Below are 22848 nucleotides of genomic sequence, written 5' to 3'. Positions count from 1 at the left end.
CTGATGTGAATAGCTGAAACGCTTTAGGATCGTTTTATGCAGAAGATTACTCCAGCGTCGGATTCATGTGACGCAGATCGTATGGCGTTATCTGGTAGACGTAATAGTTGAGCCAGTTAGTAAACAGCAAATTCCCGTGACTGCGCCAGGTGGCTCGCGGTTTGTTCTTGGGATCGTTTTTCGGGAAGTAGTTATACGGCACATCCGGATTGAGACCCGCTTCGACATCACGGAAATACTCTGCCGCGAGGGTGTGTGGATCGTATTCAGGATGCCCGGTTACAAAGGCAATACGCTTATCTTTGCTGGCAAACAGGTAAGCATCGCCATCTTCTGTTTCGGCCAGGATCTCCAGATCGGTGTAGTCGCGAATCAGCTGCGCCGGGAAATCGGCGTAGCGCGAATGCGGGGCCAGGAACGAATCATCAAACCCGCGTGTCAGCAAGGCATGAGGGTGAAGAATGTGGTGTTCGTATACGCCGGAGAGTTTTTCGGTACGGGTTTGTTTGGGGATGCCGTAGAGGATATTCAGCGCAGCTTGTACTGCCCAACAGACAAACAGCGTGGACGTGACGTGATCTTTTGCCCACTCCAGTACCTGTTTGATCTGCGGCCAGTAGGCGACATCATTAAATTCTACCAGGCCCAGCGGCGCACCGGTGACAATCAGTCCGTCGAAGTTTTCCTCGCGGATATCGTCGAAGTTACAGTAGAAGTTATTCAGATGCTCAGAAGGCGTGTTACGCGACTCACGGGCATCGATCCGCAGCAGCTGAATATCCACCTGAAGCGGAGAGTTAGAAAGCAGGCGCAGGAACTGATTCTCTGTTTCGATCTTTTTCGGCATCAGATTAAGGATGAGCACCTTCAGCGGGCGAATTTCCTGACCTGTCGCGCGTGAAGTGGTCATCACAAAGACGTTTTCTTCACGTAAGAAATTGACGGCTGGTAGCTCGTCCTGCACCCGAATCGGCATAACCTTGTATCCTCACAGCATACGTATAAACGTTTAGACATCCAGACAGCCAACGATACCCAGAATTGGTGTGAATGTCGAGTCTGCAAGCTTAAGGTGAGAAAGTTTCAAGGAGAGGGAGAAAACAAAAGCAAAAAACCCCGCACCTTACGGTACGGGGTTCTTCTTATTTGATGCCTGGCAGTTCCCTACTCTCACATGGGGAGACCCCACACTACCATCGGCGCTACGGCGTTTCACTTCTGAGTTCGGCATGGGGTCAGGTGGGACCACCGCGCTAAAGCCGCCAGGCAAATTCCTGTGCTCTGTCCTGTGTCTTTTGGGCTGATACTGCGTTGGCTGCTCTCGTAAAGTCAGTCACATACCTCAGTATGCTCCTTCCTTTCCTTCGCTTGCCGCCTTGTCTCAGCGCAAAATCCTTCGGACTCTGAATCAAAGCTGAAAATCTGTCTCTTCGCCAAAACATCTTCGGCGTTGTAAGGTTAAGCCTCACGGTTCATTAGTATCGGTTAGCTCAACGCATCGCTGCGCTTACACACCCGACCTATCAACGTCGTCGTCTTCAACGTTCCTTCAGGAGACTTTAAGTCTCAGGGAGAACTCATCTCGGGGCAAGTTTCGTGCTTAGATGCTTTCAGCACTTATCTCTTCCGCATTTAGCTACCGGGCAGTGCCATTGGCATGACAACCCGAACACCAGTGATGCGTCCACTCCGGTCCTCTCGTACTAGGAGCAGCCCCCCTCAATTCTCCAGCGCCCACGGCAGATAGGGACCGAACTGTCTCACGACGTTCTAAACCCAGCTCGCGTACCACTTTAAATGGCGAACAGCCATACCCTTGGGACCTACTTCAGCCCCAGGATGTGATGAGCCGACATCGAGGTGCCAAACACCGCCGTCGATATGAACTCTTGGGCGGTATCAGCCTGTTATCCCCGGAGTACCTTTTATCCGTTGAGCGATGGCCCTTCCATTCAGAACCACCGGATCACTATGACCTGCTTTCGCACCTGCTCGAGCCGTCACTCTCGCAGTCAAGCTAGCTTATGCCATTGCACTAACCTCCTGATGTCCGACCAGGATTAGCTAACCTTCGTGCTCCTCCGTTACTCTTTGGGAGGAGACCGCCCCAGTCAAACTACCCACCAGACACTGTCCGCAACCCGGATTACGGGTCTACGTTAGAACACCAGCCATTAAAGGGTGGTATTTCAAGGATGGCTCCACGCAGACTGGCGTCCACGCTTCAAAGCCTCCCACCTATCCTACACATCAAGGACCAGTGTTCAGTGTCAAGCTATAGTAAAGGTTCACGGGGTCTTTCCGTCTTGCCGCGGGTACACTGCATCTTCACAGCGAGTTCAATTTCACTGAGTCTCGGGTGGAGACAGCCTGGCCATCATTACGCCATTCGTGCAGGTCGGAACTTACCCGACAAGGAATTTCGCTACCTTAGGACCGTTATAGTTACGGCCGCCGTTTACCGGGGCTTCGATCAAGAGCTTCGCGTTGCCGCTAACCCCATCAATTAACCTTCCGGCACCGGGCAGGCGTCACACCGTATACGTCCACTTTCGTGTTTGCACAGTGCTGTGTTTTTAATAAACAGTTGCAGCCAGCTGGTATCTTCGACTGATTTCAGCTCCACCCGCAGGGGCTTCACCTACATATCAGCGTGCCTTCTCCCGAAGTTACGGCACCATTTTGCCTAGTTCCTTCACCCGAGTTCTCTCAAGCGCCTTGGTATTCTCTACCTGACCACCTGTGTCGGTTTGGGGTACGATTTGATGTTACCTGATGCTTAGAGGCTTTTCCTGGAAGCAGGGCATTTGTTACTTCAGCACCGTAGTGCCTCGTCATCACACCTCAGCGTTAAAAGGTACCGGATTTACCTGGAACCTCCGCCTACATGCTTAAACCGGGACAACCGTCGCCCGGCTAACATAGCCTTCTCCGTCCCCCCTTCGCAGTAACACCAAGTACAGGAATATTAACCTGTTTCCCATCGACTACGCCTTTCGGCCTCGCCTTAGGGGTCGACTCACCCTGCCCCGATTAACGTTGGACAGGAACCCTTGGTCTTCCGGCGAGCGGGCTTTTCACCCGCTTTATCGTTACTTATGTCAGCATTCGCACTTCTGATACCTCCAGCAACCCTCACAGGCCACCTTCAACGGCTTACAGAACGCTCCCCTACCCAACAACACAGAGTGTCGCTGCCGCAGCTTCGGTGCATGGTTTAGCCCCGTTACATCTTCCGCGCAGGCCGACTCGACCAGTGAGCTATTACGCTTTCTTTAAATGATGGCTGCTTCTAAGCCAACATCCTGGCTGTCTGTGCCTTCCCACATCGTTTCCCACTTAACCATGACTTTGGGACCTTAGCTGGCGGTCTGGGTTGTTTCCCTCTTCACGACGGACGTTAGCACCCGCCGTGTGTCTCCCGTGATAACATTCTTCGGTATTCGTAGTTTGCATCGGGTTGGTAAGCCGGGATGGCCCCCTAGCCGAAACAGTGCTCTACCCCCGAAGATGAGTTCACGAGGCGCTACCTAAATAGCTTTCGGGGAGAACCAGCTATCTCCCGGTTTGATTGGCCTTTCACCCCCAGCCACAGGTCATCCGCTAATTTTTCAACATTAGTCGGTTCGGTCCTCCAGTTAGTGTTACCCAACCTTCAACCTGCCCATGGCTAGATCACCGGGTTTCGGGTCTATACCCTGCAACTTAACGCCCAGTTAAGACTCGGTTTCCCTTCGGCTCCCCTATACGGTTAACCTTGCTACAGAATATAAGTCGCTGACCCATTATACAAAAGGTACGCAGTCACACCCGAAGGTGCTCCCACTGCTTGTACGTACACGGTTTCAGGTTCTTTTTCACTCCCCTCGCCGGGGTTCTTTTCGCCTTTCCCTCACGGTACTGGTTCACTATCGGTCAGTCAGGAGTATTTAGCCTTGGAGGATGGTCCCCCCATATTCAGACAGGATACCACGTGTCCCGCCCTACTCTTCGAGTTCACAGCCTGTGTGCTTTCGTGTACGGGACTATCACCCTGTACCGTGCGACTTTCCAGACGCTTCCACTAACACACAAGCTGATTCAGACTCTGGGCTGCTCCCCGTTCGCTCGCCGCTACTGGGGGAATCTCGGTTGATTTCTTTTCCTCGGGGTACTTAGATGTTTCAGTTCCCCCGGTTCGCCTCGTTAACCTATGTATTCAGTTAACGATAGTGCAACGGATTGCACTGGGTTTCCCCATTCGGACATCGCCGGGTCAAGGGTTCATATCACCTCGCCGGCGCTTTTCGCAGATTAGCACGTCCTTCATCGCCTCTGACTGCCAGGGCATCCACCGTGTACGCTTAGTCGCTTAACCTCACAACCCGAAGATGTTTCACTTCTGATTGCGAAAATTTGAGAGACTCGAACACACATTAACTGTGTGTCGTTTCAATTTTCAGCTTGATCCAGATTTTTAAAGAGCAAAATTTCACAATGCACTTAACAGTACATTTTGAAATTATTCATTTATCAAACAATCTGTGTGAGCACTGCAAAGGCAGGTTCTTTAAGGTAAGGAGGTGATCCAACCGCAGGTTCCCCTACGGTTACCTTGTTACGACTTCACCCCAGTCATGAATCACAAAGTGGTAAGCGCCCTCCCGAAGGTTAAGCTACCTACTTCTTTTGCAACCCACTCCCATGGTGTGACGGGCGGTGTGTACAAGGCCCGGGAACGTATTCACCGTAGCATTCTGATCTACGATTACTAGCGATTCCGACTTCATGGAGTCGAGTTGCAGACTCCAATCCGGACTACGACGCACTTTATGAGGTCCGCTTGCTCTCGCGAGGTCGCTTCTCTTTGTATGCGCCATTGTAGCACGTGTGTAGCCCTGGTCGTAAGGGCCATGATGACTTGACGTCATCCCCACCTTCCTCCAGTTTATCACTGGCAGTCTCCTTTGAGTTCCCGGCCTAACCGCTGGCAACAAAGGATAAGGGTTGCGCTCGTTGCGGGACTTAACCCAACATTTCACAACACGAGCTGACGACAGCCATGCAGCACCTGTCTCACAGTTCCCGAAGGCACCAATCCATCTCTGGAAAGTTCTGTGGATGTCAAGACCAGGTAAGGTTCTTCGCGTTGCATCGAATTAAACCACATGCTCCACCGCTTGTGCGGGCCCCCGTCAATTCATTTGAGTTTTAACCTTGCGGCCGTACTCCCCAGGCGGTCGATTTAACGCGTTAGCTCCGGAAGCCACGCCTCAAGGGCACAACCTCCAAATCGACATCGTTTACGGCGTGGACTACCAGGGTATCTAATCCTGTTTGCTCCCCACGCTTTCGCACCTGAGCGTCAGTCTTTGTCCAGGGGGCCGCCTTCGCCACCGGTATTCCTCCAGATCTCTACGCATTTCACCGCTACACCTGGAATTCTACCCCCCTCTACAAGACTCTAGCCTGCTAGTTTCGAATGCAGTTCCCAGGTTGAGCCCGGGGATTTCACATCCGACTTGACAGACCGCCTGCGTGCGCTTTACGCCCAGTAATTCCGATTAACGCTTGCACCCTCCGTATTACCGCGGCTGCTGGCACGGAGTTAGCCGGTGCTTCTTCTGCGGGTAACGTCAATTGCTGCGGTTATTAACCACAACACCTTCCTCCCCGCTGAAAGTACTTTACAACCCGAAGGCCTTCTTCATACACGCGGCATGGCTGCATCAGGCTTGCGCCCATTGTGCAATATTCCCCACTGCTGCCTCCCGTAGGAGTCTGGACCGTGTCTCAGTTCCAGTGTGGCTGGTCATCCTCTCAGACCAGCTAGGGATCGTCGCCTAGGTGAGCCGTTACCCCACCTACTAGCTAATCCCATCTGGGCACATCTGATGGCAAGAGGCCCGAAGGTCCCCCTCTTTGGTCTTGCGACGTTATGCGGTATTAGCTACCGTTTCCAGTAGTTATCCCCCTCCATCAGGCAGTTTCCCAGACATTACTCACCCGTCCGCCACTCGTCACCCGAGAGCAAGCTCTCTGTGCTACCGTTCGACTTGCATGTGTTAGGCCTGCCGCCAGCGTTCAATCTGAGCCATGATCAAACTCTTCAATTTAAAAGTTTGATGCTCAATGAATTAAACTTCGTAATGAATTACGTGTTCACTCGTTGAGACTTGGTATTCATTTTTCGTCTTGCGACGTTAAGAATCCATGTCACTTTGAGTGCCCACACAGATTGTCTGATAAATTGTTAAAGAGCAGTTGCGACGCGCTTCAGCGCTCTGTCGCGAGGTGGCGTATATTACGCTTTCCTCTTTCAGAGTCAACCCTGAATTTCAGGATTTTTTCTCTTCAACCGACCGGGTTGTTTGTGAAGTGATTCACATCCGCCGTGTCGATGGAGGCGCATTATAGGGAGTTCTCCGCAGGCCGCAACCGCTAAATGACAGAAAAATGACTGACTGCTGCATTCCCCAGCAAAACCCCGCCTTATACCTTTTTACACACAGAGTTATCCACAGCGATGCGAAAAAGTGAAAATTCGCGAGCGTTGCGCAAACGTTTTCGTTAAAATGCTCGCGCTTAACAAGGATGCCTCGTCAGGTGTGTTAGATGAGTTTTTCGCTGGAAAATTCATCTAACGCTCTCTGTAATCGTGAAATCCAGGGGATTTACCATGCAACAACGTCGTCCAGTCCGCCGCGCTCTGCTCAGTGTTTCTGATAAAGCCGGTATCGTCGAATTCGCTCAGGCACTTTCTGCACGTGGTGTAGAGCTGCTGTCCACAGGTGGTACCGCACGCCTGTTAGCAGATAAAGGTCTGCCGGTAACCGAAGTGTCCGATTACACCGGTTTCCCGGAAATGATGGATGGACGCGTCAAAACCCTGCACCCGAAAGTCCACGGCGGCATTCTGGGTCGTCGCGGTCAGGATGATGCCATTATGGAACAGCATGATATCGCGCCAATTGATATGGTTGTCGTTAACCTTTATCCGTTCGCCCAAACCGTGGCGCGTGAAGGTTGCTCTCTGGAAGACGCCGTAGAGAATATTGATATCGGCGGACCGACGATGGTGCGCTCCGCGGCCAAGAACCATAAAGACGTGGCCATTGTGGTGAAGAGCAGCGACTACTCCGCCATTATTAATGAAATGGATGCGAACGAAGGGTCACTGACTCTGGACACCCGTTTCGACCTCGCGATTAAAGCATTCGAACACACCGCCGCGTACGACAGCATGATCGCCAACTACTTCGGTAGCCTGGTGCCGGCTTACCACGGCGAAAGCAAAGATCCTTCCGGCCGCTTCCCACGCACGCTGAACCTGAACTTCATCAAGAAGCAGGATATGCGTTATGGCGAGAACAGCCACCAGCAGGCAGCCTTCTATATAGAAGAAGAGGTAAAAGAAGCTTCTGTCGCTACCGCCCAGCAGGTTCAGGGCAAAGCGCTCTCTTATAACAATATTGCCGATACCGATGCCGCACTGGAGTGTGTGAAAGAGTTCAATGAGCCTGCCTGCGTTATTGTGAAGCATGCGAACCCCTGCGGCGTAGCGGTCAGTACCTCTATCCTGGACGCTTACGATCGCGCCTATAAAACTGACCCAACCTCTGCCTTCGGCGGCATTATCGCGTTTAACCGTGAACTGGATGCCGAAACCGCGCAGGCCATTATCTCTCGTCAGTTTGTAGAAGTGATCATCGCGCCATCTGCGTCTGAAGAAGCGCTGAGAATCACCGCCGCGAAACAGAACGTGCGCGTGCTGGTTTGCGGCCAGTGGGCAGAGCGCGTGCCGGGTCTTGATTTCAAACGTGTAAATGGTGGGCTGCTGGTTCAGGATCGCGATTTGGGCATGGTGACAGCCGCTGACCTGCGCGTCGTCACCAAACGTCAGCCAACCGAACAGGAACTGCGTGATGCGCTGTTCTGCTGGAAAGTGGCGAAGTTCGTGAAATCCAACGCCATTGTCTATGCCAAAGAGAACATGACCATCGGGATAGGTGCAGGCCAGATGAGCCGCGTTTACTCTGCGAAAATTGCCGGTATCAAAGCAGGCGACGAAGGCCTGGAAGTAAAAGGTTCTGCCATGGCATCTGACGCCTTCTTCCCGTTCCGTGATGGTATTGATGCGGCCGCCGCTGTGGGTATCACCTGTGTGATCCAGCCTGGCGGTTCTATCCGTGACGACGAAGTCATTGCCGCTGCCGACGAACACGGCATTGCGATGATCTTTACCGATATGCGTCACTTCCGTCATTAATTCCCGGAGCAGAAAATGAAAGTATTAGTGATTGGTAACGGCGGGCGCGAGCACGCGCTGGCGTGGAAAGCGGCGCAGTCTCCGCTGGTTGAAACCGTTTTTGTGGCTCCGGGTAATGCGGGTACGGCGCTGGAACCTGCGCTGCAGAACGTCGCCATCGGCGTGACCGATATCCCCGCGCTGCTGAGCTTTGCCCAGAACGAGAAAATCGATCTCACCATCGTCGGCCCGGAAGCGCCACTGGTGATTGGCGTCGTTGACGCGTTCCGTGCTGCAGGGCTGAAAATCTTCGGTCCGACGGAAGGCGCTGCACAACTGGAAGGGTCTAAAGCCTTTACCAAGGATTTCCTTGCGCGTCATAACATCCCGACGGCGGAATACCAGAACTTCACCGAAGTCGAGCCCGCGCTGGCTTACTTGCGTGAAAAAGGCGCGCCGATTGTGATCAAAGCCGACGGTCTGGCTGCCGGTAAAGGTGTTATCGTCGCGATGACGCTCGAAGAAGCCGAAGCAGCCGTACAGGATATGCTGGCAGGCAATGCCTTTGGCGACGCGGGCCACCGCATCGTGATTGAAGAGTTCCTTGATGGCGAAGAGGCGAGCTTTATCGTGATGGTGGATGGCGAACACGTTCTGCCGATGGCCACCAGCCAGGACCATAAGCGCGTGGGCAATGCGGATACCGGACCGAATACCGGCGGTATGGGCGCTTACTCTCCTGCCCCTGTGGTGACGGATGAAGTGCATCAGCGCACCATGGACCGTATCATCTGGCCAACCGTAAAAGGAATGGCTGCCGAGGGTAACACTTACACCGGTTTCCTCTATGCGGGCCTGATGATTGACAAGCAGGGCAATCCGAAGGTGATCGAATTTAACTGCCGCTTCGGCGATCCAGAAACTCAGCCAATCATGCTGCGCATGAAATCTGACCTGGTGGAGCTGTGCCTGGCCGCATGCGACGGCAAGCTGGATGAGAAAACCTCAGAGTGGGACGAACGCGCGTCTCTGGGCGTGGTGATTGCTGCGGGCGGTTATCCTGGCCACTACAACACCGGAGATGAGATCCATGGCCTGCCGCTGGAAGAAACCGAAGGTGCCAAGGTGTTCCACGCCGGAACGAAACTGGCTGACGACGATCGCGTACTGACCAATGGTGGCCGCGTGCTGTGTGCCACCGCGCTGGGTCATACCGTTGCCGAAGCGCAGAAGCGCGCCTATGCCCTGATGGCGGATATCCACTGGAACGGTAGCTTTAGCCGTCAGGATATCGGTTATCGTGCGATTGCACGTGAGCAGGGGGAGTAATCCCCCCTCATCCTAACCCTCTCCCTGAAGGGAGAGGGGATTTACGTCAAAAACTCTTTTCTGTCGGCTGCCAGGTGCAGAAATCTTCGTTCGCCACCAGCAACAGCTGAGAGCCTTCAGGCGCTTCAAGCCACGCCACACTCACTTCCATCGATGAATGACGCTGACGGCGCTGTATATGTTCGGTTGCCCAGGATTCAAGATCAGGTTTGACTGTCTGTCCTTCGCAGGTAGTGACCGTACCATCGGTATGCCAGCGCCCCTGGCGCAGCACCACGCGTCCCTGACGCAGCGCATCGCTGGTCTGGCGGATTTGTCCGGCACGATAACGATAGAGAGCAACCTGATCGCTGGAGAGTTGCTGTTTTTGACCGTTGACTTCACGCTGCATAAAGCTCAGCTCGCCGTGGTCATCAAACCGCACTTTTACATGTTCGGGGGTTTTGCCGTAGATATTGAGTTCGATGAATGACAGGTCGTCTCCCTGCCAACGATACTCTGCGGTCGATGTATTGCCGTTATGCCACGGGCTAAAAGCGGAAAGCAGATGCACTTCACCGCCAGAATCTTTACGCCAGATCCTCACCGCTCCCTGGTTGTCAGCGTAACCGCTGGCGGTAAACGGTGGTAAAGAGGTGTCATGGCTACAGGCGGAAAGCAGTAACACGCCCGCCAGCGCAAGCGCGCCACGCCAGAATGACAAAAGGGGCGTTGCCGCCCCTTCGTTAAAACTGTTCACTGCCACGCGTCTTACTTAACTGCGTCTTTCAGTGCTTTACCAGAAACAAATGCCGGCACGTTAGCTGCGGCGATTTTGATTTCTTTACCGGTCTGCGGGTTGCGGCCAGTACGCTCAGCGCGGTGGTTCACTTTGAAGGTACCGAAACCAACCAGTTGTACAGCATCGCCTTCTTTCAGAGACTCAGTAATAGCAGCCAGGGTAGATTCCAGAGCAGCTTTAGCCTGCACTTTAGACAGATCAGCCTTGTCCGCAATTACATCAATCAGTTGAGTCTTGTTCATAAGTTATCCTTTCAATGTGTTTATCGCTTGCTAAGCATCGAGTGCGACGAAAATGCCAAAATAGCACTCTCCTGCATACACGCACCGATAGCCACTTTTTTTCGCCCCCCAAATGTAGACCAGACGGGGGGCAGAAGGGAAGAGTCGAGGTGCGACAAAACAGGCGTTAAATCACGTTTTGTTGTCTCATTGGTTAAAAATTATACCAATATTACTCTCGCCGGCCTCGCGCAAGTCCGCACGCAGCCCTTTTATCAGCTCAATATCGCGTTCTTCACACTCTGCCAGCAGGCGGAAAATCTCCCACTGAATATCCCATTCCTGTTCAACCGCAGGGTTAGCCCGCAGTTCTTCGTCGGTCATTTCACGGCCTGCCTGGGTCATTTCGAGCATCGCTACGGTCGTAATGGATGCCTTACTGACTTCAATAGCGTGCTCCAGCGTTTCACCGCTCAGACGAGAGTGAATCAGTTCGCTTAACGCTACGCAGGCATCAATTGCCGGATAGACACCGTACAGATCAAAATCATCCGCCACCGGAATAGCCTCTTCGAGTTTTTCCAGCTGAGAGTCGAAGTTCACCTTTGCGTCTTTGACCGTCAGCGTTTCCCAGATGAGGTCGAGGATCCGGCGATAAATATGGCCATCACCAAACTCCGTCTGCTTGCAGAACGCGGCGTAGTTCGGATACATGCGCTCGCACAGGCAAGCCATAAAGGTGACGTGCTGCCAGCTTTCCAGCTTCTCAAGGCGCAGGTGAATCGGGTTTTGTAGCATGATGAGATCTCGAATCGAAAATTAGCCGCAGTTTACCTGATTCATCACTGAATTTCCTGCCAACGAACAAAAGCCGGACGAGCAGAGGCCACCGCATCTGCCCAACGCGTGGGCTCAGGTAACCGGTAACCCTTCATACAACGCTGCACCCAGGCCAGGGCGCTGTCCATGCTCACACGGTGCCCGGTTGCGATAAACAGCGGGTTACAGCGCGCTTTACTGCGCCAGACCCATGCCAGCTGCTCACCCTTATCGATAAGCGGCGCCAGCGCGCCCGGCTCGGCGGAAAGCGGCTCAAATGCACCGCACAGGCGTTTTTTGGCCACACCGATGGTGGGTACATCCACCAGCAGACCAAAGTGGCTGGCAACGCCTAAGCGACGCGGATGAGAGATACCGTGTCCATCAACAAACAGCAGATCGGGTTTTTGTGAGAGTTGCTCCCACGCTGCGAGCAGCGCGGGGTATTCACGGAAGGAGAGAAAGCCCGGTATGTACGGCATGGTGGTGGCGATACGCGCCACTTTGTACTCCACCAGCTCAAGTGAGGGATACTTCAGCAGCACCATCGCCGCCCGCGTCACTTCACCGCCCTGCTCAAACCCGACATCCGCACCGCCTATATACTGCGGGGGATCCTTATCCAGACGATCCTCGCGGATCACGGATGAAGCCAGTTCTATCTGTTGAGCGCGTAATGACGCGAGATCCATAACCACTCCTTATTTGTGATATTGCGCAGAAAGTCGGTGCACCGCCTCCACAAACGCGCCAGCGTGCTCTGGCGGAACGTCCTGATGGATACCGTGCCCGAGGTTAAACACGTGCCCTTCCCCCTGGCCAAAGCCAGCCAGAATAGACGCCACCTCTTCTTCAATACGGGCAGGCTGCGCGTAGAGCATGGACGGATCCATATTGCCCTGCAGCGCCACTTTGTCACCCACGCGACGGCGCGCGTCGGCGATATCGGTGGTCCAGTCGAGACCCAGCGCATCGCAGCCGGTCGCCGCCATGGCTTCCAGCCACTGGCCGCCGCCTTTGGTGAACAGCGTGACCGGCACACGGCGGCCTTCATTTTCACGCAGAAGGCCATCAACGATTTTGTGCATGTAGTAGAGCGAAAATTGCTGATAATCGCGCCCGGTCAGCACGCCGCCCCAGGTATCGAAAATCATCACCGACTGCGCACCCGCTTTGATCTGCGCGTTCAGATAGAGGGTGACGCTTTTCGCCAGCTTATCGAGTAGCGCATGCAGGGCCAGCGGCTCGGCATACATCATCTTTTTGATCACGGTAAAGGCTTTACTGCTGCCGCCTTCAACCATATAGGTCGCCAGCGTCCACGGACTGCCGGAGAAGCCAATCAGCGGGACTTCGCCTTTCAGTTCACGACGAATGGTGCGCACGGCATTCATCACATAGCCCAGCTCCTGTTCAGGATCGGGAACGGGCAGCTTATCAACATCCGCTCTGCTTTTGATTGGGGAAGTGAAACGCGGGCCTTCGCCGGTTTCGAAATAGAGCCCAAGGCCCATCGCATCCGGAATGGTCAGAATGTCCGAAAAGAGAATGGCGGCATCCAGCGGGAAGCGGCGCAGCGGCTGGAGCGTGACTTCACACGCCAGCTCGGCATTTTTGCACAGCGACATAAAATCGCCCGCCTGCGCACGCGTGGCTTTGTACTCTGGCAAGTAGCGTCCCGCCTGGCGCATCATCCACACCGGGGTGACATCAACGGGCTGGCGCAGCAGCGCACGCAGATAACGATCGTTTTTCAGTTCGGTCATTTTTGCAGTTCCTTAAGCGTCATGGCCTCAGTGTAACATGTCACTCAGCATCAGCCCGACACATTGCTACGGTATCTTCTATCAGCCGACGGGCGACGGTGCCTGGCGGTGGCAGCAGCGGCAAATCGTCATAACGATACCAGTTCGCCTCCAGCAACTCTTTCTGGTCGATGACAATCTCGCCGCTGTCATAATCGGCCATAAAGGCCGTCATCAGCGACTGCGGGAACGGCCACGGCTGGGAGGTAACATAGCGCAGGTTTTTAACCTTAATCCCGCTCTCTTCCATCACTTCACGCGCCACCGCCTGTTCCAGCGTTTCGCCCACCTCGACGAACCCGGCCAGCACGGTATGAATGCCGTTGCGGTGGCGGGTGTGCTGCGCCAGCAGGATGGAATCGTCACGACGGATAGCGACGATAATGCACGGCGCAATTTGCGGGTAGTAGCGCTCACGGCAGTGGCTGCAGAGCATCGCCCACTCGGTTTTACTGGGGTGCATGGTGTGACCACAGTAGCCGCAGTACTTATGCGAACGGTAAAACTCAGCCAGCTGCACACCCCGACCCGCCAGCTGGAACAAACCCACATCCTGATCCAGCACCTGACGAACCGATCCCATGTCATTGCGGCGTGGCTGTTGGATCAACCACACGGGTTCACCCTGCCATTCCCCGATCTTCAGCGCGGGCAGGCCGACAAGATCGAATTTTTCTGCTGCGCCATAGGGTATTTCCCCGGCAGGCAACCATAATTTTTGTTCGTGACTGACGATCCACCAACCCAGATCTGATTTTTCAATAATACGATCCATATCTATTGCACTACCTTCGCTTCACTGACATGTTGTTAGCATTGTGGTTACATTTTGGATAAGCAGATTCAATTCTCAACCTTGCGGAGTCAACCATGTTAAACCAGCTAGAGAGCCTGACTGAGCGCGTTAGAGGAAGTAACAAACTGGTGGATCGCTGGCTACATGTGCGCAAGCATCTACTCGTGGCTTATTACAATCTGGTCGGTATTAAGCCTGGCAAAGAATCGTTTATGCGGTTGAATGAAAAAGCGCTGGATGATTTTTGTCAGAGCCTGGTCGACTATCTGTCCGACGGCCATTTCAATATTTATGAACGCATTATCCGCGAAATGGAAGGGACTACACCGTATTTAGCGGCCAGCAAACTCTATCCGCTGCTGGAAGCTAACACCCAGCAGATCATGGATTACTACGATTCCACGCTTGAGAACGCTATCGATCACGATAACTATCTTGAGTTTCAGCAGGCGCTTTCCGACCTCGGCGAAGCGCTGGAAGAGCGATTCACGCTGGAAGATAAGCTGATCGCCCTCGCCCTGGATCACGGCCTGGATGTGAGCCACGAAGATAACGTCGCGCGACCTGCTTGAGTTCTTAATCGTTAACGAGTAATTTACAACCATTCGCCCCTCTGCGGAGGGGGATTTTTCTTGTCGGAGTGCCCAGTGTGCAAGCACGGGCTGAGACCGTTAATTCGGGATCCGCGGAACCTGATCAGGCTAATACCTGCGAAGGGAACAAGAGTCACACTGCTGTTGTATCGCCCCCAGGGCGATCCTCTCTTGCTTCATCCGTCGTCTGACAAGCCATGTCCTTCACTTTTGGAATGAGCTATGTCTACAACAAAACTGACCCGCCGCGAACAGCGGGCACAAGCCCAACACTTCATCGACACTCTGGAAGGCACCGCTTTCCCGAACTCAAAACGCATTTACATCACCGGTTCACAGGCGGATATCCGCGTGCCAATGCGTGAAATCCAGCTTAGCCCGACCCTTATCGGTGGCAGCAAAGCACACCCGCAGTATGAAGATAACGAAGCCGTTCCGGTGTATGACACCTCCGGTCCGTACGGCGATCCTGCGGTTGCCATTAACGTTCAGCAGGGTCTGGCGAAATTGCGCCAGCCGTGGATTGACGCGCGTAACGACTGCGAAGAGCTCTCTGACCGCAGCTCGGCGTACACCAAAGCGCGTCTGGCGGACGATGGTCTTGATGAGCTGCGCTTCGCCGGGTTGCTGACGCCGAAACGCGCGAAAGCGGGTAAATGCGTTACCCAGCTGCACTATGCCCACCAGGGCATCGTCACGCCGGAGATGGAGTTTATCGCCATTCGTGAAAACATGGGTCGCGAGCGTATCCGCAGCGAGGTGTTACGCCATCAGCATCCGGGAGAAGGCTTCGGGGCACGTCTGCCGGAAAACATCACGCCGGAGTTTGTGCGTGATGAAGTGGCCGCTGGCCGCGCGATTATCCCTGCCAACATCAATCACCCCGAATCTGAACCAATGATCATTGGCCGCAACTTCCTGGTGAAGGTCAACGCCAATATCGGCAACTCGGCCGTGACCTCCTCCATCGAAGAAGAGGTGGAAAAACTGGTCTGGTCGACACGCTGGGGCGCGGACACGGTGATGGATCTCTCCACCGGGCGTTACATCCACGAAACCCGCGAGTGGATCCTGCGCAATAGCCCGGTGCCTATCGGAACGGTGCCCGTTTATCAGGCACTGGAGAAGGTGAACGGTATTGCCGAAGACCTCACCTGGGAAGCCTTCCGCGACACGCTGCTGGAGCAGGCTGAACAGGGAGTCGACTACTTCACCATTCACGCGGGCGTGCTGCTGCGCTACGTGCCGATGACGGCGAAGCGTCTGACCGGTATTGTCTCGCGCGGCGGCTCTATCATGGCCAAATGGTGCCTGTCGCACCATAAAGAAAACTTCCTCTACGAACACTTCCGCGAGATCTGTGAAATCTGTGCCGCGTACGATGTCTCCCTGTCGCTGGGCGACGGCCTGCGTCCGGGCTCCATTCGTGATGCCAACGACGAAGCGCAGTTTGCCGAACTGCATACCCTGGGTGAGCTGACCAAAATCGCCTGGGAGTATGACGTGCAGGTGATGATTGAAGGCCCGGGACACGTGCCAATGCAGATGATCCGCCGCAACATGACCGAAGAGCTGGAGCACTGCCACGAAGCGCCATTCTATACCCTGGGGCCGTTGACCACGGATATCGCTCCGGGCTATGACCACTTCACCTCCGGGATTGGTGCGGCAATGATCGGCTGGTTCGGCTGCGCCATGCTCTGCTATGTGACGCCGAAAGAGCACCTCGGCCTGCCCAACAAAGAGGATGTGAAGCAGGGGCTGATCACCTACAAAATTGCCGCCCACGCCGCGGACCTGGCCAAAGGCCACCCTGGCGCGCAAATCCGCGACAACGCCATGTCGAAGGCGCGCTTTGAATTCCGCTGGGAAGACCAGTTCAACCTGGCGCTCGATCCTTTCACTGCCCGCGCGTATCACGATGAAACCCTGCCGCAGGAGTCGGGCAAAGTGGCGCACTTCTGCTCCATGTGCGGGCCAAAATTCTGCTCGATGAAAATCAGCCAGGAAGTGCGTGACTACGCCGCCGTGCAAACCATTGAAGTGGGTATGGAGGATATGTCAGAAACCTTCCGCGCGAAGGGCGGCGAAATCTACCTCAAAAAAGAGGAGGCGTAATGTATCAGCCTGATTTCCCTTGCGTTCCCTTCCGTTTAGGGCTCTATCCGGTGGTGGACAGCGTAGCGTGGATCGAACGCCTGCTGGCGTGCGGCGTTCGCACAATCCAGCTGCGCATCAAGGATAAACGTGATGACGAGGTGGAGGCCGATGTGGTCGCCGCCATCGCGCTGGGGCGTCGCTACGACGCGCGCCTGTTTATCAACGACTACTGGCGACTGGCCGTTAAGCACCAGGCGTACGGTGTGCATCTGGGTCAGGAGGACCTGGAAACAACGGACCTGAGCGCTATCCGGGACGCTGGATTAAGACTGGGGGTGTCAACACACGACGACATGGAGATCGACGTGACGCTGGCGGCTCGCCCTTCGTACATCGCACTTGGCCATGTTTTTCCGACGCAGACCAAACAGATGCCCTCTGCCCCACAGGGGCTGACGCAGCTGGCGGCGCACGTTAAACGCCTTGCCGATTACCCTACCGTCGCGATCGGTGGGATCAGCCTGGAACGCGCTCCTGCCGTGCTGGATACCGGTGTCGGCAGTATCGCTGTCGTCAGCGCCATTACCCAGGCGGCAGACTGGCAGGCCGCCACCGCACAGCTGTTAAAGCTGGCAGGAGCAGGCGATGAATGATCGTGATTTTATGCGCTACAGCCGCCAGATCCTGCTGGAGGATATTGCCATTGACGGGCAGCAAAAGCTGCTCGCCAGCCGGGTCCTGATTGTTGGTCTGGGCGGATTAGGCGCTCCTGCCGCGCTCTATCTGGCAGGCGCGGGCGTGGGCACGCTGGTTCTGGCCGATGACGACGAGGTACATATCAGTAACCTGCAGCGACAAATCCTCTTCACCACGGAGGATGTTAACCAGCCCAAAGCGCAAATCACCCGCAAAAGGCTGAAGCAGTTGAACCCGGACATCACGCTCATCGCGCACCAGGAGCGACTCCACGGCGACACTCTGCAGCGCGAAGTCGCCCTTGCTGATGCGGTGCTGGACTGCACCGACAATATGGCGACCCGCCAGGCCATTAACGCCGCCTGCGTGGCACAGAATACGCCGCTTATCACCGCCAGTGCGGTCGGTTTCGGCGGGCAGATGATGGTGCTGACCCCGCCCTGGGCGCAGGGCTGTTATCGCTGCCTGTGGCCGGATGATGCCGAGCCGGAGCGCAACTGCCGCACCGCGGGCATACTGGGCCCGGTGGTGGGCGTGATGGGGACCCTGCAGGCGCTGGAAGCCATCAAATTGCTCAGCGGTATGGAAACAGAGCGCAATACGCTGCGGCTGTTTGATGCCCGCTCCAGCGGCTGGCGTCATCTGGCACTGCACCGCGCCAGCCACTGTCCGGTGTGCGGAGGCCGCAATGCGCATTCTGTTTAATGATGAGCCGATGAAATGCGATGACGGTCTCACCGTTGCCGCGCTGCTCGAGAAGCTGCGCCAGCTCAAGCCGGGAACGGCGCTGGCGCTTAATCAACAGATCCTGCCGCGTGAGCAGTGGGAACATCAGCAGGTGAGCGAAGGCGACCAGATCCTGCTGTTTCAGGTTATCGCCGGGGGCTGAGATGTTACGTATTGCTGATAAAGTCTTTGATTCACATCTGTTTACCGGGACCGGAAAATTCGCCTCGCCGCAGCTGATGGTGGATGCCATCCGTGAAAGCGGCAGCCAGCTGGTGACGCTGGCGCTCAAGCGCGTCGATCTGCGCCATCACAGCGACGCCATTCTGGCACCGTTGCTGGATGCTGGCGTTACCCTGCTGCCCAATACCTCCGGTGCGAAAACGGCTGAAGAGGCGATTTTTGCGGCTCAGCTGGCCCGTGAAGCGCTGGGTACCCACTGGCTGAAACTGGAAATACATCCGGATGCACGCTGGCTGTTGCCTGACCCCATCGAAACGTTAAAAGCGGCCGAAAAGCTGGTGCAGCAAGGCTTTACCGTTCTGCCCTACTGCGGGGCCGATCCCGTGCTGTGTAAACGGCTGGAAGAGGTCGGCTGCGCTGCCGTCATGCCGCTGGGCGCCCCAATTGGTTCTAATCAGGGCCTGGAGACCCGCGCCATGCTGGAGATCATCATTGAGCAAGCCACCGTGCCGGTGGTGGTGGATGCAGGCATTGGCGTGCCCAGCCATGCCGCCCAGGCGCTGGAGATGGGAGCAAGTGCCGTGCTGGTGAACACAGCCATTGCGGTCGCCGACGACCCGATCATGATGGCTCGTGCGTTCCGCATGGCCGTGGAGGGCGGCTTGCTGGCACGAGAGTCTGGCCCGGGAACGCGCAGTTTTCAGGCACAGGCCACCAGCCCGTTGACCGGCTTTCTGGAGGCGCTCTCATGACCACCTTTACCGACCGCTGGCGGCAGCTTAACTGGGACGATATTGCCCTGCGCATCAACAGTAAAACGCAGGCTGATGTGAAGCGCGCCTTACAAGCCCGTCACCTGTCCCGCGACGATATGATGGCCCTGCTCTCTCCGGCGGCGAGCACCTTTCTTGAGCCGATGGCCCAGCGAGCTCAGAGGCTCACCCGCCAGCGTTTTGGCAACACGGTGAGCTTTTACGTACCGCTCTACCTCTCTAACCTGTGCGCGAATGACTGCACCTACTGCGGCTTCTCCATGAGCAACCGCATCAAGCGGAAAACACTCGATGAGAGTGAAATCGCCCGTGAGTGTGCCGCTATCCGTGAAATGGGTTTTGAGCATCTCCTGCTGGTCACGGGTGAACATCAGAGCAAAGTCGGGATGGACTATTTTCGACAGCACCTTCCGGCCATTCGCCGTCAGTTCGCGTCGCTACAGATGGAGGTTCAACCCCTGTCGCAGGAGGAATACGCGGAGCTTAAAACCCTCGGGCTGGACGGAGTGATGGTGTATCAGGAAACCTACCACGAGGCGACGTATGCCCGGCATCACCTGAAGGGAAAGAAACAGGATTTCTTCTTCCGGCTGGAGACCCCGGACAGACTGGGCCGGGCCGGGATCGACAAAATCGGTCTGGGTGCGCTGATTGGGCTGTCAGATAGCTGGCGAGTGGATTGCTACATGGTAGCGGAACACCTGCTATGGCTGCAGCAGCACTACTGGCAAAGCCGTTACTCCATCTCTTTCCCACGCTTGCGGCCATGTACGGGAGGTGTTGAACCCGCCTCGGTAATGGACGAACGTCAGCTGGTCCAGGCCATCTGTGCGTTTCGCCTGCTTGCCCCGGAGGTTGAATTATCCCTCTCGACGCGTGAATCTCCTGCGTTTCGTGACCGCGTGATCCCGCTTGCGATTAACAACGTCAGTGCGTTCTCCAAAACGCAGCCAGGGGGCTACGCCGATGACCATCCGGAGCTGGAACAATTTGCGCCACATGATAGTCGACGGCCAGAAGCAGTTGCCGCCGCCCTGACCGCGCAGGGGTTACAACCGGTCTGGAAAGACTGGGATAGTTGGCTGGGAAGAGCCTCGCAAATGCGTTGAAACGCACTGCAAGCCGTTAAAAAATTGTCGAGGCGCTCTGGAGAGTCACAACCGGACGATTGTCATCTATCGTCCGGTTTTTTATTGTCATGCCGTCAGCAACGGAAGCTGACCAGGGCGAAAAGCTTCTTCCTCGTTTCGCCCTGCCTCTGATTCATTGCACACGCCGCCCGCCAGTGAATGAGTATTTTCTTAATGCTTCTTAAGATAAATCATCTCATCTGAAACTGTGTTCCGTATAATTCACAGCTAACCGCAGGACAGCGACTATGCTGAGAGGATATCGGCAGACGAAAAACTCACCATCAGGATTGATGTACAACTCATGGCACTTCACAGCAGAAAGCTCTCTTTTACCCGACCCATTATGCTCAGCTTTGCGGGGATCCTGTGCAGTTTTGCGCTGATCGCGGTCGTGGTTACCCTTTCACAACAAAAAGATTTTCTTGAGGATTATCATAAGATTAATGGTAACTTCACCCACAACCTGGCGGTGAACTACACCGAATCTATCCTGCGTGAAAACGACTATATCCTTGGGCGTTCGGCGCTCTATTTTTCACGCAACGACACGCTGAACGAGATGCTGAACGTCAATCCGTCGCAGGGTTTACAGATGTTGATGCATCTACAGAACCTGATGCCGACCGTCTCTTCCATTTCTCTGACAGACACCCAGGGCCGTTATCTGCGCGCGCCGGAGGTACTTCCCACGGAAAAGAGCAAAACCTTCGATCCCCGGACGCGTCCATGGTTCATCGCCCAGGCGGAAGCCAGCATCTTCAGCCACTATACCCGCCCCTACATGGACTATTTTACCGGGCATCCCACGGTCACTCTTTATAAGCCGTTGATCTCGCCGGAAGGACGGCTCAAGGGTACAATAGCATTTCATCTCGATTTGACCTCCATGGGGTTTACCCTTCGTCAGATGGTAGCGCCTGTACAAGGGGAATTCTTTGTTGTCGAACGCGACGGTGCCGTGGTGCTTCATCCTGATCCGGGCGCGCTCTTCAAGCAGTACGTGAGCGAAGCGCTGATGGACAAAATGACCAGCGGCGAAGGCCATCTGTATGATAAAAAAACCAAAGCCTGGTATTACTACTACTCCTTCACCAACCCGGACTGGTTTGTCATCTACCGGGTTTCGGGCGCAACGCTCACCGACATTACCCGCCATGAGACCACTATCGTCGGCTGGGGTTTTGCGCTGGCGGCCATCATTATCATCCTCTTCGGTCTGTACCTGCGCCATGAGTCGCGTACCGTGCTGATGACGATTATCAACGCCATCAAAACCGGCGACGTCAACCAGGCTCCGCGTCTGGAAGCGATGCTTAGCCATACCATCCAGTCCAATAAAGCGCGTGAGATGGCCTATGTGCGCCAGGCCACCCATGATGCACTCACCGGCTGCAAAAACCGCCGGGCATTTGATAGCGATGTGGATGAGCTACTCAGTGCCCACCAGCCTTTCGCCCTGGCGCTGATTGACATCGACAACTTTAAATCGATTAACGACACCTGGGGTCACCTGAGCGGTGATATTGTCCTGCGTAACGTGGCGCGTGAAGGGATCCAGGTAATGCAGCCGCATAACGTCTCGGTTTACCGCTACGGTGGAGAAGAGTTCGCAGTGATTTTCCAGGCTGACCAGATCGCTAGCGCATTCTCGTTACTGGACGCGTGGCGTACCGCCGTTGAAAAACGCGTCTGGCGGGAAGAAAACCTGCGGGTAACGTTCAGTGCCGGTCTGGGAGAATGGCATTTCGAACCGCTGGAAGAACTGGTGGGGAGCGTAGATAACGCCCTCTACAGCGCGAAACAACAGGGAAAAAACCGCATTATTCGAACGTCTGTCAGCTGATTTTCGCTGCCCGGCGCGAAATTGTAACCGGTTTCAGAAAAATGCCGATTTCTTTGTGATGCCTGACACACAATCACGGTAAAGCGGTTGTTGAAGCAGTCTGCACGGGATAATTATCAATAAACACATGTAGATCGAGGCTGATTATGAAGAACATCGTTTTATGCTGTGCAGCGGGAATGTCAACGAGCATGCTGGTTCAACGTATGAAAGACGCTGCGCAGAAAAAAGGGGTTGAAGTCACCATTAAAGCCGTTCCGGTCGCGGAATTTAAAGACAACATCGCGACGGCCGACATCGTATTACTGGGGCCACAGGTTAAATACGAGCAGGCGAAACTTCAGGCCCAGGCCGAGCCGCTGGGTAAAAAGGTCGCGGTGATCGACATGATGGATTACGGCATGATGAAAGGTGATGCCGTACTGGAAAAAGCGCTCAAACTGCTGGAGTCATAATGGAAGACTTAGAAACGACAATCATGGAACTGCTGGTCAACGCGGGTGCGGCGCGCAGTGCTGCCCTGACGGCATTACAGATGGCGCGTAAAGGTGACTTTGACGGGGCCGAAAAGGCGATGGAAGAGTCGCGCGAGTATGTGAAGCATGCGCACACCATCCAGACACAGCTTATTGGTCTTGATGAAGGCACCGGGAAGCTTCCGGTTAACCTGATTACCGTCCATTCTCAGGATCACCTGATGAACGCGATGGTCATCCAGGATCTGGCGGGCGATATGATTGAGCTTTATCGACGCATACCGTTGCTGAATTAAAAGCTACAGCTGTAAAAAAACCCGCCGAGGCGGGTTTTTTATTTACGGCAT

At 55.0% G+C, this 22848-nt stretch carries 19 protein-coding genes, 3 rRNA genes and 1 riboswitch; of the genes, 12 read left to right on the top strand and 10 right to left on the bottom strand.

What is annotated here, in order from left to right; translation table 11 throughout:
* Positions 1 to 46: 46 nt before the first annotated feature.
* The 4 genes from metA to ACQG2G_RS01285 all read right to left on the bottom strand — a co-directional run bounded on the left by metA (position 47) and on the right by ACQG2G_RS01285 (position 6095).
* Complete coding sequence (gene metA, locus ACQG2G_RS01300; RefSeq protein ID WP_061771804.1) at positions 47 to 976, bottom strand: homoserine O-acetyltransferase MetA; 930 nt, start codon at positions 974 to 976, stop codon at positions 47 to 49.
* Positions 977 to 1151: 175 nt separating this feature from the next.
* Positions 1152 to 1267: ribosomal RNA gene (gene rrf, locus ACQG2G_RS01295) — 5S ribosomal RNA — on the bottom strand.
* A 187-nt stretch (positions 1268 to 1454) separates the two neighbouring features.
* Positions 1455 to 4357: ribosomal RNA gene (locus ACQG2G_RS01290) — 23S ribosomal RNA — on the bottom strand.
* 198 nt (positions 4358 to 4555) lie between these two features.
* Positions 4556 to 6095 (bottom strand): 16S ribosomal RNA (locus tag ACQG2G_RS01285).
* The 16S, 23S and 5S rRNA genes sit together here, the layout of an rRNA operon.
* A 563-nt stretch (positions 6096 to 6658) precedes the next feature.
* Here ACQG2G_RS01285 and purH point away from each other — a divergent pair.
* Entirely contained in the window at positions 6659 to 8248 is a 1590-nt protein-coding gene (purH, locus tag ACQG2G_RS01280) for a bifunctional phosphoribosylaminoimidazolecarboxamide formyltransferase/IMP cyclohydrolase (protein WP_094084037.1), read from the top strand.
* Between the two features lie 15 nt (positions 8249 to 8263).
* Entirely contained in the window at positions 8264 to 9556 is a 1293-nt protein-coding gene (gene purD, locus ACQG2G_RS01275) for a phosphoribosylamine--glycine ligase (RefSeq protein ID WP_013095019.1), read from the top strand.
* Positions 9557 to 9602: 46 nt separating this feature from the next.
* Here the strand turns inward: purD and ACQG2G_RS01270 are convergent, their stop codons facing one another.
* The 6 genes from ACQG2G_RS01270 to nudC form a co-directional block, all read right to left on the bottom strand.
* Complete coding sequence (locus ACQG2G_RS01270; protein ID WP_023621286.1) at positions 9603 to 10295, bottom strand: DUF1481 domain-containing protein; 693 nt, start codon at positions 10293 to 10295, stop codon at positions 9603 to 9605.
* A gap of 11 nt (positions 10296 to 10306) precedes the next feature.
* Positions 10307 to 10579 (bottom strand): nucleoid-associated protein HU-alpha, encoded by a 273-nt coding sequence (gene hupA / locus ACQG2G_RS01265; protein ID WP_002445246.1) that lies wholly within the window; start codon positions 10577 to 10579, stop codon positions 10307 to 10309.
* A 186-nt stretch (positions 10580 to 10765) separates the two neighbouring features.
* Positions 10766 to 11356, bottom strand: a complete 591-nt coding sequence (locus ACQG2G_RS01260; protein ID WP_013095017.1) for a YjaG family protein — start codon at positions 11354 to 11356, stop codon at positions 10766 to 10768.
* A gap of 44 nt (positions 11357 to 11400) precedes the next feature.
* Complete coding sequence (gene nfi / locus ACQG2G_RS01255) at positions 11401 to 12069, bottom strand: deoxyribonuclease V (protein ID WP_013095016.1); 669 nt, start codon at positions 12067 to 12069, stop codon at positions 11401 to 11403.
* 9 nt (positions 12070 to 12078) lie between these two features.
* Entirely contained in the window at positions 12079 to 13143 is a 1065-nt protein-coding gene (gene hemE / locus ACQG2G_RS01250) for a uroporphyrinogen decarboxylase (protein WP_038418433.1), read from the bottom strand.
* 40 nt (positions 13144 to 13183) lie between these two features.
* Positions 13184 to 13957, bottom strand: a complete 774-nt coding sequence (gene nudC / locus ACQG2G_RS01245) for an NAD(+) diphosphatase (RefSeq protein ID WP_013095014.1) — start codon at positions 13955 to 13957, stop codon at positions 13184 to 13186.
* 95 nt (positions 13958 to 14052) lie between these two features.
* On the opposite strand from nudC, the gene ACQG2G_RS01240 reads away from it, so the two are divergent.
* The 10 genes from ACQG2G_RS01240 (at position 14053) to ACQG2G_RS01195 (ending at position 22797) form a co-directional block, all read left to right on the top strand.
* Positions 14053 to 14550 (top strand): Rsd/AlgQ family anti-sigma factor, encoded by a 498-nt coding sequence (locus ACQG2G_RS01240; protein ID WP_013095013.1) that lies wholly within the window; start codon positions 14053 to 14055, stop codon positions 14548 to 14550.
* Positions 14551 to 14604: 54 nt separating this feature from the next.
* A riboswitch (TPP riboswitch) is annotated at positions 14605 to 14714 on the top strand.
* 79 nt (positions 14715 to 14793) lie between these two features.
* Complete coding sequence (thiC, locus tag ACQG2G_RS01235) at positions 14794 to 16689, top strand: phosphomethylpyrimidine synthase ThiC (protein WP_369118553.1); 1896 nt, start codon at positions 14794 to 14796, stop codon at positions 16687 to 16689.
* A complete protein-coding gene (gene thiE, locus ACQG2G_RS01230; RefSeq protein WP_061772611.1) occupies positions 16689 to 17324 on the top strand; it encodes a thiamine phosphate synthase in 636 nt (211 codons plus the stop codon). Before thiC ends, thiE begins: the two co-directional genes overlap by 1 nt.
* Positions 17317 to 18072, top strand: coding sequence for a HesA/MoeB/ThiF family protein (locus ACQG2G_RS01225; RefSeq protein ID WP_013095010.1), 756 nt, complete (start codon positions 17317 to 17319; stop codon positions 18070 to 18072). Before thiE ends, ACQG2G_RS01225 begins: the two co-directional genes overlap by 8 nt.
* A complete protein-coding gene (gene thiS / locus ACQG2G_RS01220; RefSeq protein WP_013095009.1) occupies positions 18056 to 18256 on the top strand; it encodes a sulfur carrier protein ThiS in 201 nt (66 codons plus the stop codon). The genes ACQG2G_RS01225 and thiS overlap by 17 nt, the downstream gene beginning before the upstream one ends.
* Before the next feature lies 1 nt (position 18257).
* Positions 18258 to 19028, top strand: a complete 771-nt coding sequence (thiG, locus tag ACQG2G_RS01215) for a thiazole synthase (protein WP_061772612.1) — start codon at positions 18258 to 18260, stop codon at positions 19026 to 19028.
* Positions 19025 to 20158, top strand: a complete 1134-nt coding sequence (thiH, locus tag ACQG2G_RS01210; protein WP_061772613.1) for a 2-iminoacetate synthase ThiH — start codon at positions 19025 to 19027, stop codon at positions 20156 to 20158. The genes thiG and thiH overlap by 4 nt, the downstream gene beginning before the upstream one ends.
* A 325-nt stretch (positions 20159 to 20483) precedes the next feature.
* On the top strand, positions 20484 to 22025 hold the full coding sequence (locus tag ACQG2G_RS01205) for a sensor domain-containing diguanylate cyclase (protein ID WP_248766730.1): 1542 nt from the start codon (positions 20484 to 20486) through the stop codon (positions 22023 to 22025).
* A 146-nt stretch (positions 22026 to 22171) separates the two neighbouring features.
* Positions 22172 to 22480, top strand: coding sequence for a PTS sugar transporter subunit IIB (locus ACQG2G_RS01200; protein ID WP_023334100.1), 309 nt, complete (start codon positions 22172 to 22174; stop codon positions 22478 to 22480).
* A complete protein-coding gene (locus tag ACQG2G_RS01195) occupies positions 22480 to 22797 on the top strand; it encodes a PTS lactose/cellobiose transporter subunit IIA (RefSeq protein WP_020684626.1) in 318 nt (105 codons plus the stop codon). The genes ACQG2G_RS01200 and ACQG2G_RS01195 overlap by 1 nt, the downstream gene beginning before the upstream one ends.
* Positions 22798 to 22848: the final 51 nt, after the last annotated feature.

The sequence above is a fragment of the Enterobacter cloacae complex sp. 382A5 genome (genome assembly GCF_050031095.1).
GTDB lineage: Bacteria > Pseudomonadota > Gammaproteobacteria > Enterobacterales > Enterobacteriaceae > Enterobacter > Enterobacter cloacae.
Note: the sequence above shows the minus strand (reverse complement) of the source record. Positions and strands in the feature narration are given on the sequence as shown.

What these genes read in the sequence shown, in the direction of transcription:
- ACQG2G_RS01225 (WP_013095010.1), top strand. Translation starts at nt 17,317, where the DNA reads ATGAATGATCGTGATTTTATGCGCTACAGCCGCCAGATCCTGCTGGAG.
- metA (WP_061771804.1), bottom strand. Translation starts at nt 976, where the DNA reads ATGCCGATTCGGGTGCAGGACGAGCTACCAGCCGTCAATTTCTTACGT.
- ACQG2G_RS01205 (WP_248766730.1), top strand. Translation starts at nt 20,484, where the DNA reads ATGGCACTTCACAGCAGAAAGCTCTCTTTTACCCGACCCATTATGCTC.
- purD (WP_013095019.1), top strand. Translation starts at nt 8,264, where the DNA reads ATGAAAGTATTAGTGATTGGTAACGGCGGGCGCGAGCACGCGCTGGCG.
- ACQG2G_RS01260 (WP_013095017.1), bottom strand. Translation starts at nt 11,356, where the DNA reads ATGCTACAAAACCCGATTCACCTGCGCCTTGAGAAGCTGGAAAGCTGG.
- purH (WP_094084037.1), top strand. Translation starts at nt 6,659, where the DNA reads ATGCAACAACGTCGTCCAGTCCGCCGCGCTCTGCTCAGTGTTTCTGAT.
- thiC (WP_369118553.1), top strand. Translation starts at nt 14,794, where the DNA reads ATGTCTACAACAAAACTGACCCGCCGCGAACAGCGGGCACAAGCCCAA.
- ACQG2G_RS01195 (WP_020684626.1), top strand. Translation starts at nt 22,480, where the DNA reads ATGGAAGACTTAGAAACGACAATCATGGAACTGCTGGTCAACGCGGGT.
- thiE (WP_061772611.1), top strand. Translation starts at nt 16,689, where the DNA reads ATGTATCAGCCTGATTTCCCTTGCGTTCCCTTCCGTTTAGGGCTCTAT.
- ACQG2G_RS01200 (WP_023334100.1), top strand. Translation starts at nt 22,172, where the DNA reads ATGAAGAACATCGTTTTATGCTGTGCAGCGGGAATGTCAACGAGCATG.
- thiG (WP_061772612.1), top strand. Translation starts at nt 18,258, where the DNA reads ATGTTACGTATTGCTGATAAAGTCTTTGATTCACATCTGTTTACCGGG.
- nfi (WP_013095016.1), bottom strand. Translation starts at nt 12,069, where the DNA reads ATGGATCTCGCGTCATTACGCGCTCAACAGATAGAACTGGCTTCATCC.
- hemE (WP_038418433.1), bottom strand. Translation starts at nt 13,143, where the DNA reads ATGACCGAACTGAAAAACGATCGTTATCTGCGTGCGCTGCTGCGCCAG.
- ACQG2G_RS01240 (WP_013095013.1), top strand. Translation starts at nt 14,053, where the DNA reads ATGTTAAACCAGCTAGAGAGCCTGACTGAGCGCGTTAGAGGAAGTAAC.
- hupA (WP_002445246.1), bottom strand. Translation starts at nt 10,579, where the DNA reads ATGAACAAGACTCAACTGATTGATGTAATTGCGGACAAGGCTGATCTG.
- nudC (WP_013095014.1), bottom strand. Translation starts at nt 13,957, where the DNA reads ATGGATCGTATTATTGAAAAATCAGATCTGGGTTGGTGGATCGTCAGT.
- thiH (WP_061772613.1), top strand. Translation starts at nt 19,025, where the DNA reads ATGACCACCTTTACCGACCGCTGGCGGCAGCTTAACTGGGACGATATT.
- thiS (WP_013095009.1), top strand. Translation starts at nt 18,056, where the DNA reads ATGCGCATTCTGTTTAATGATGAGCCGATGAAATGCGATGACGGTCTC.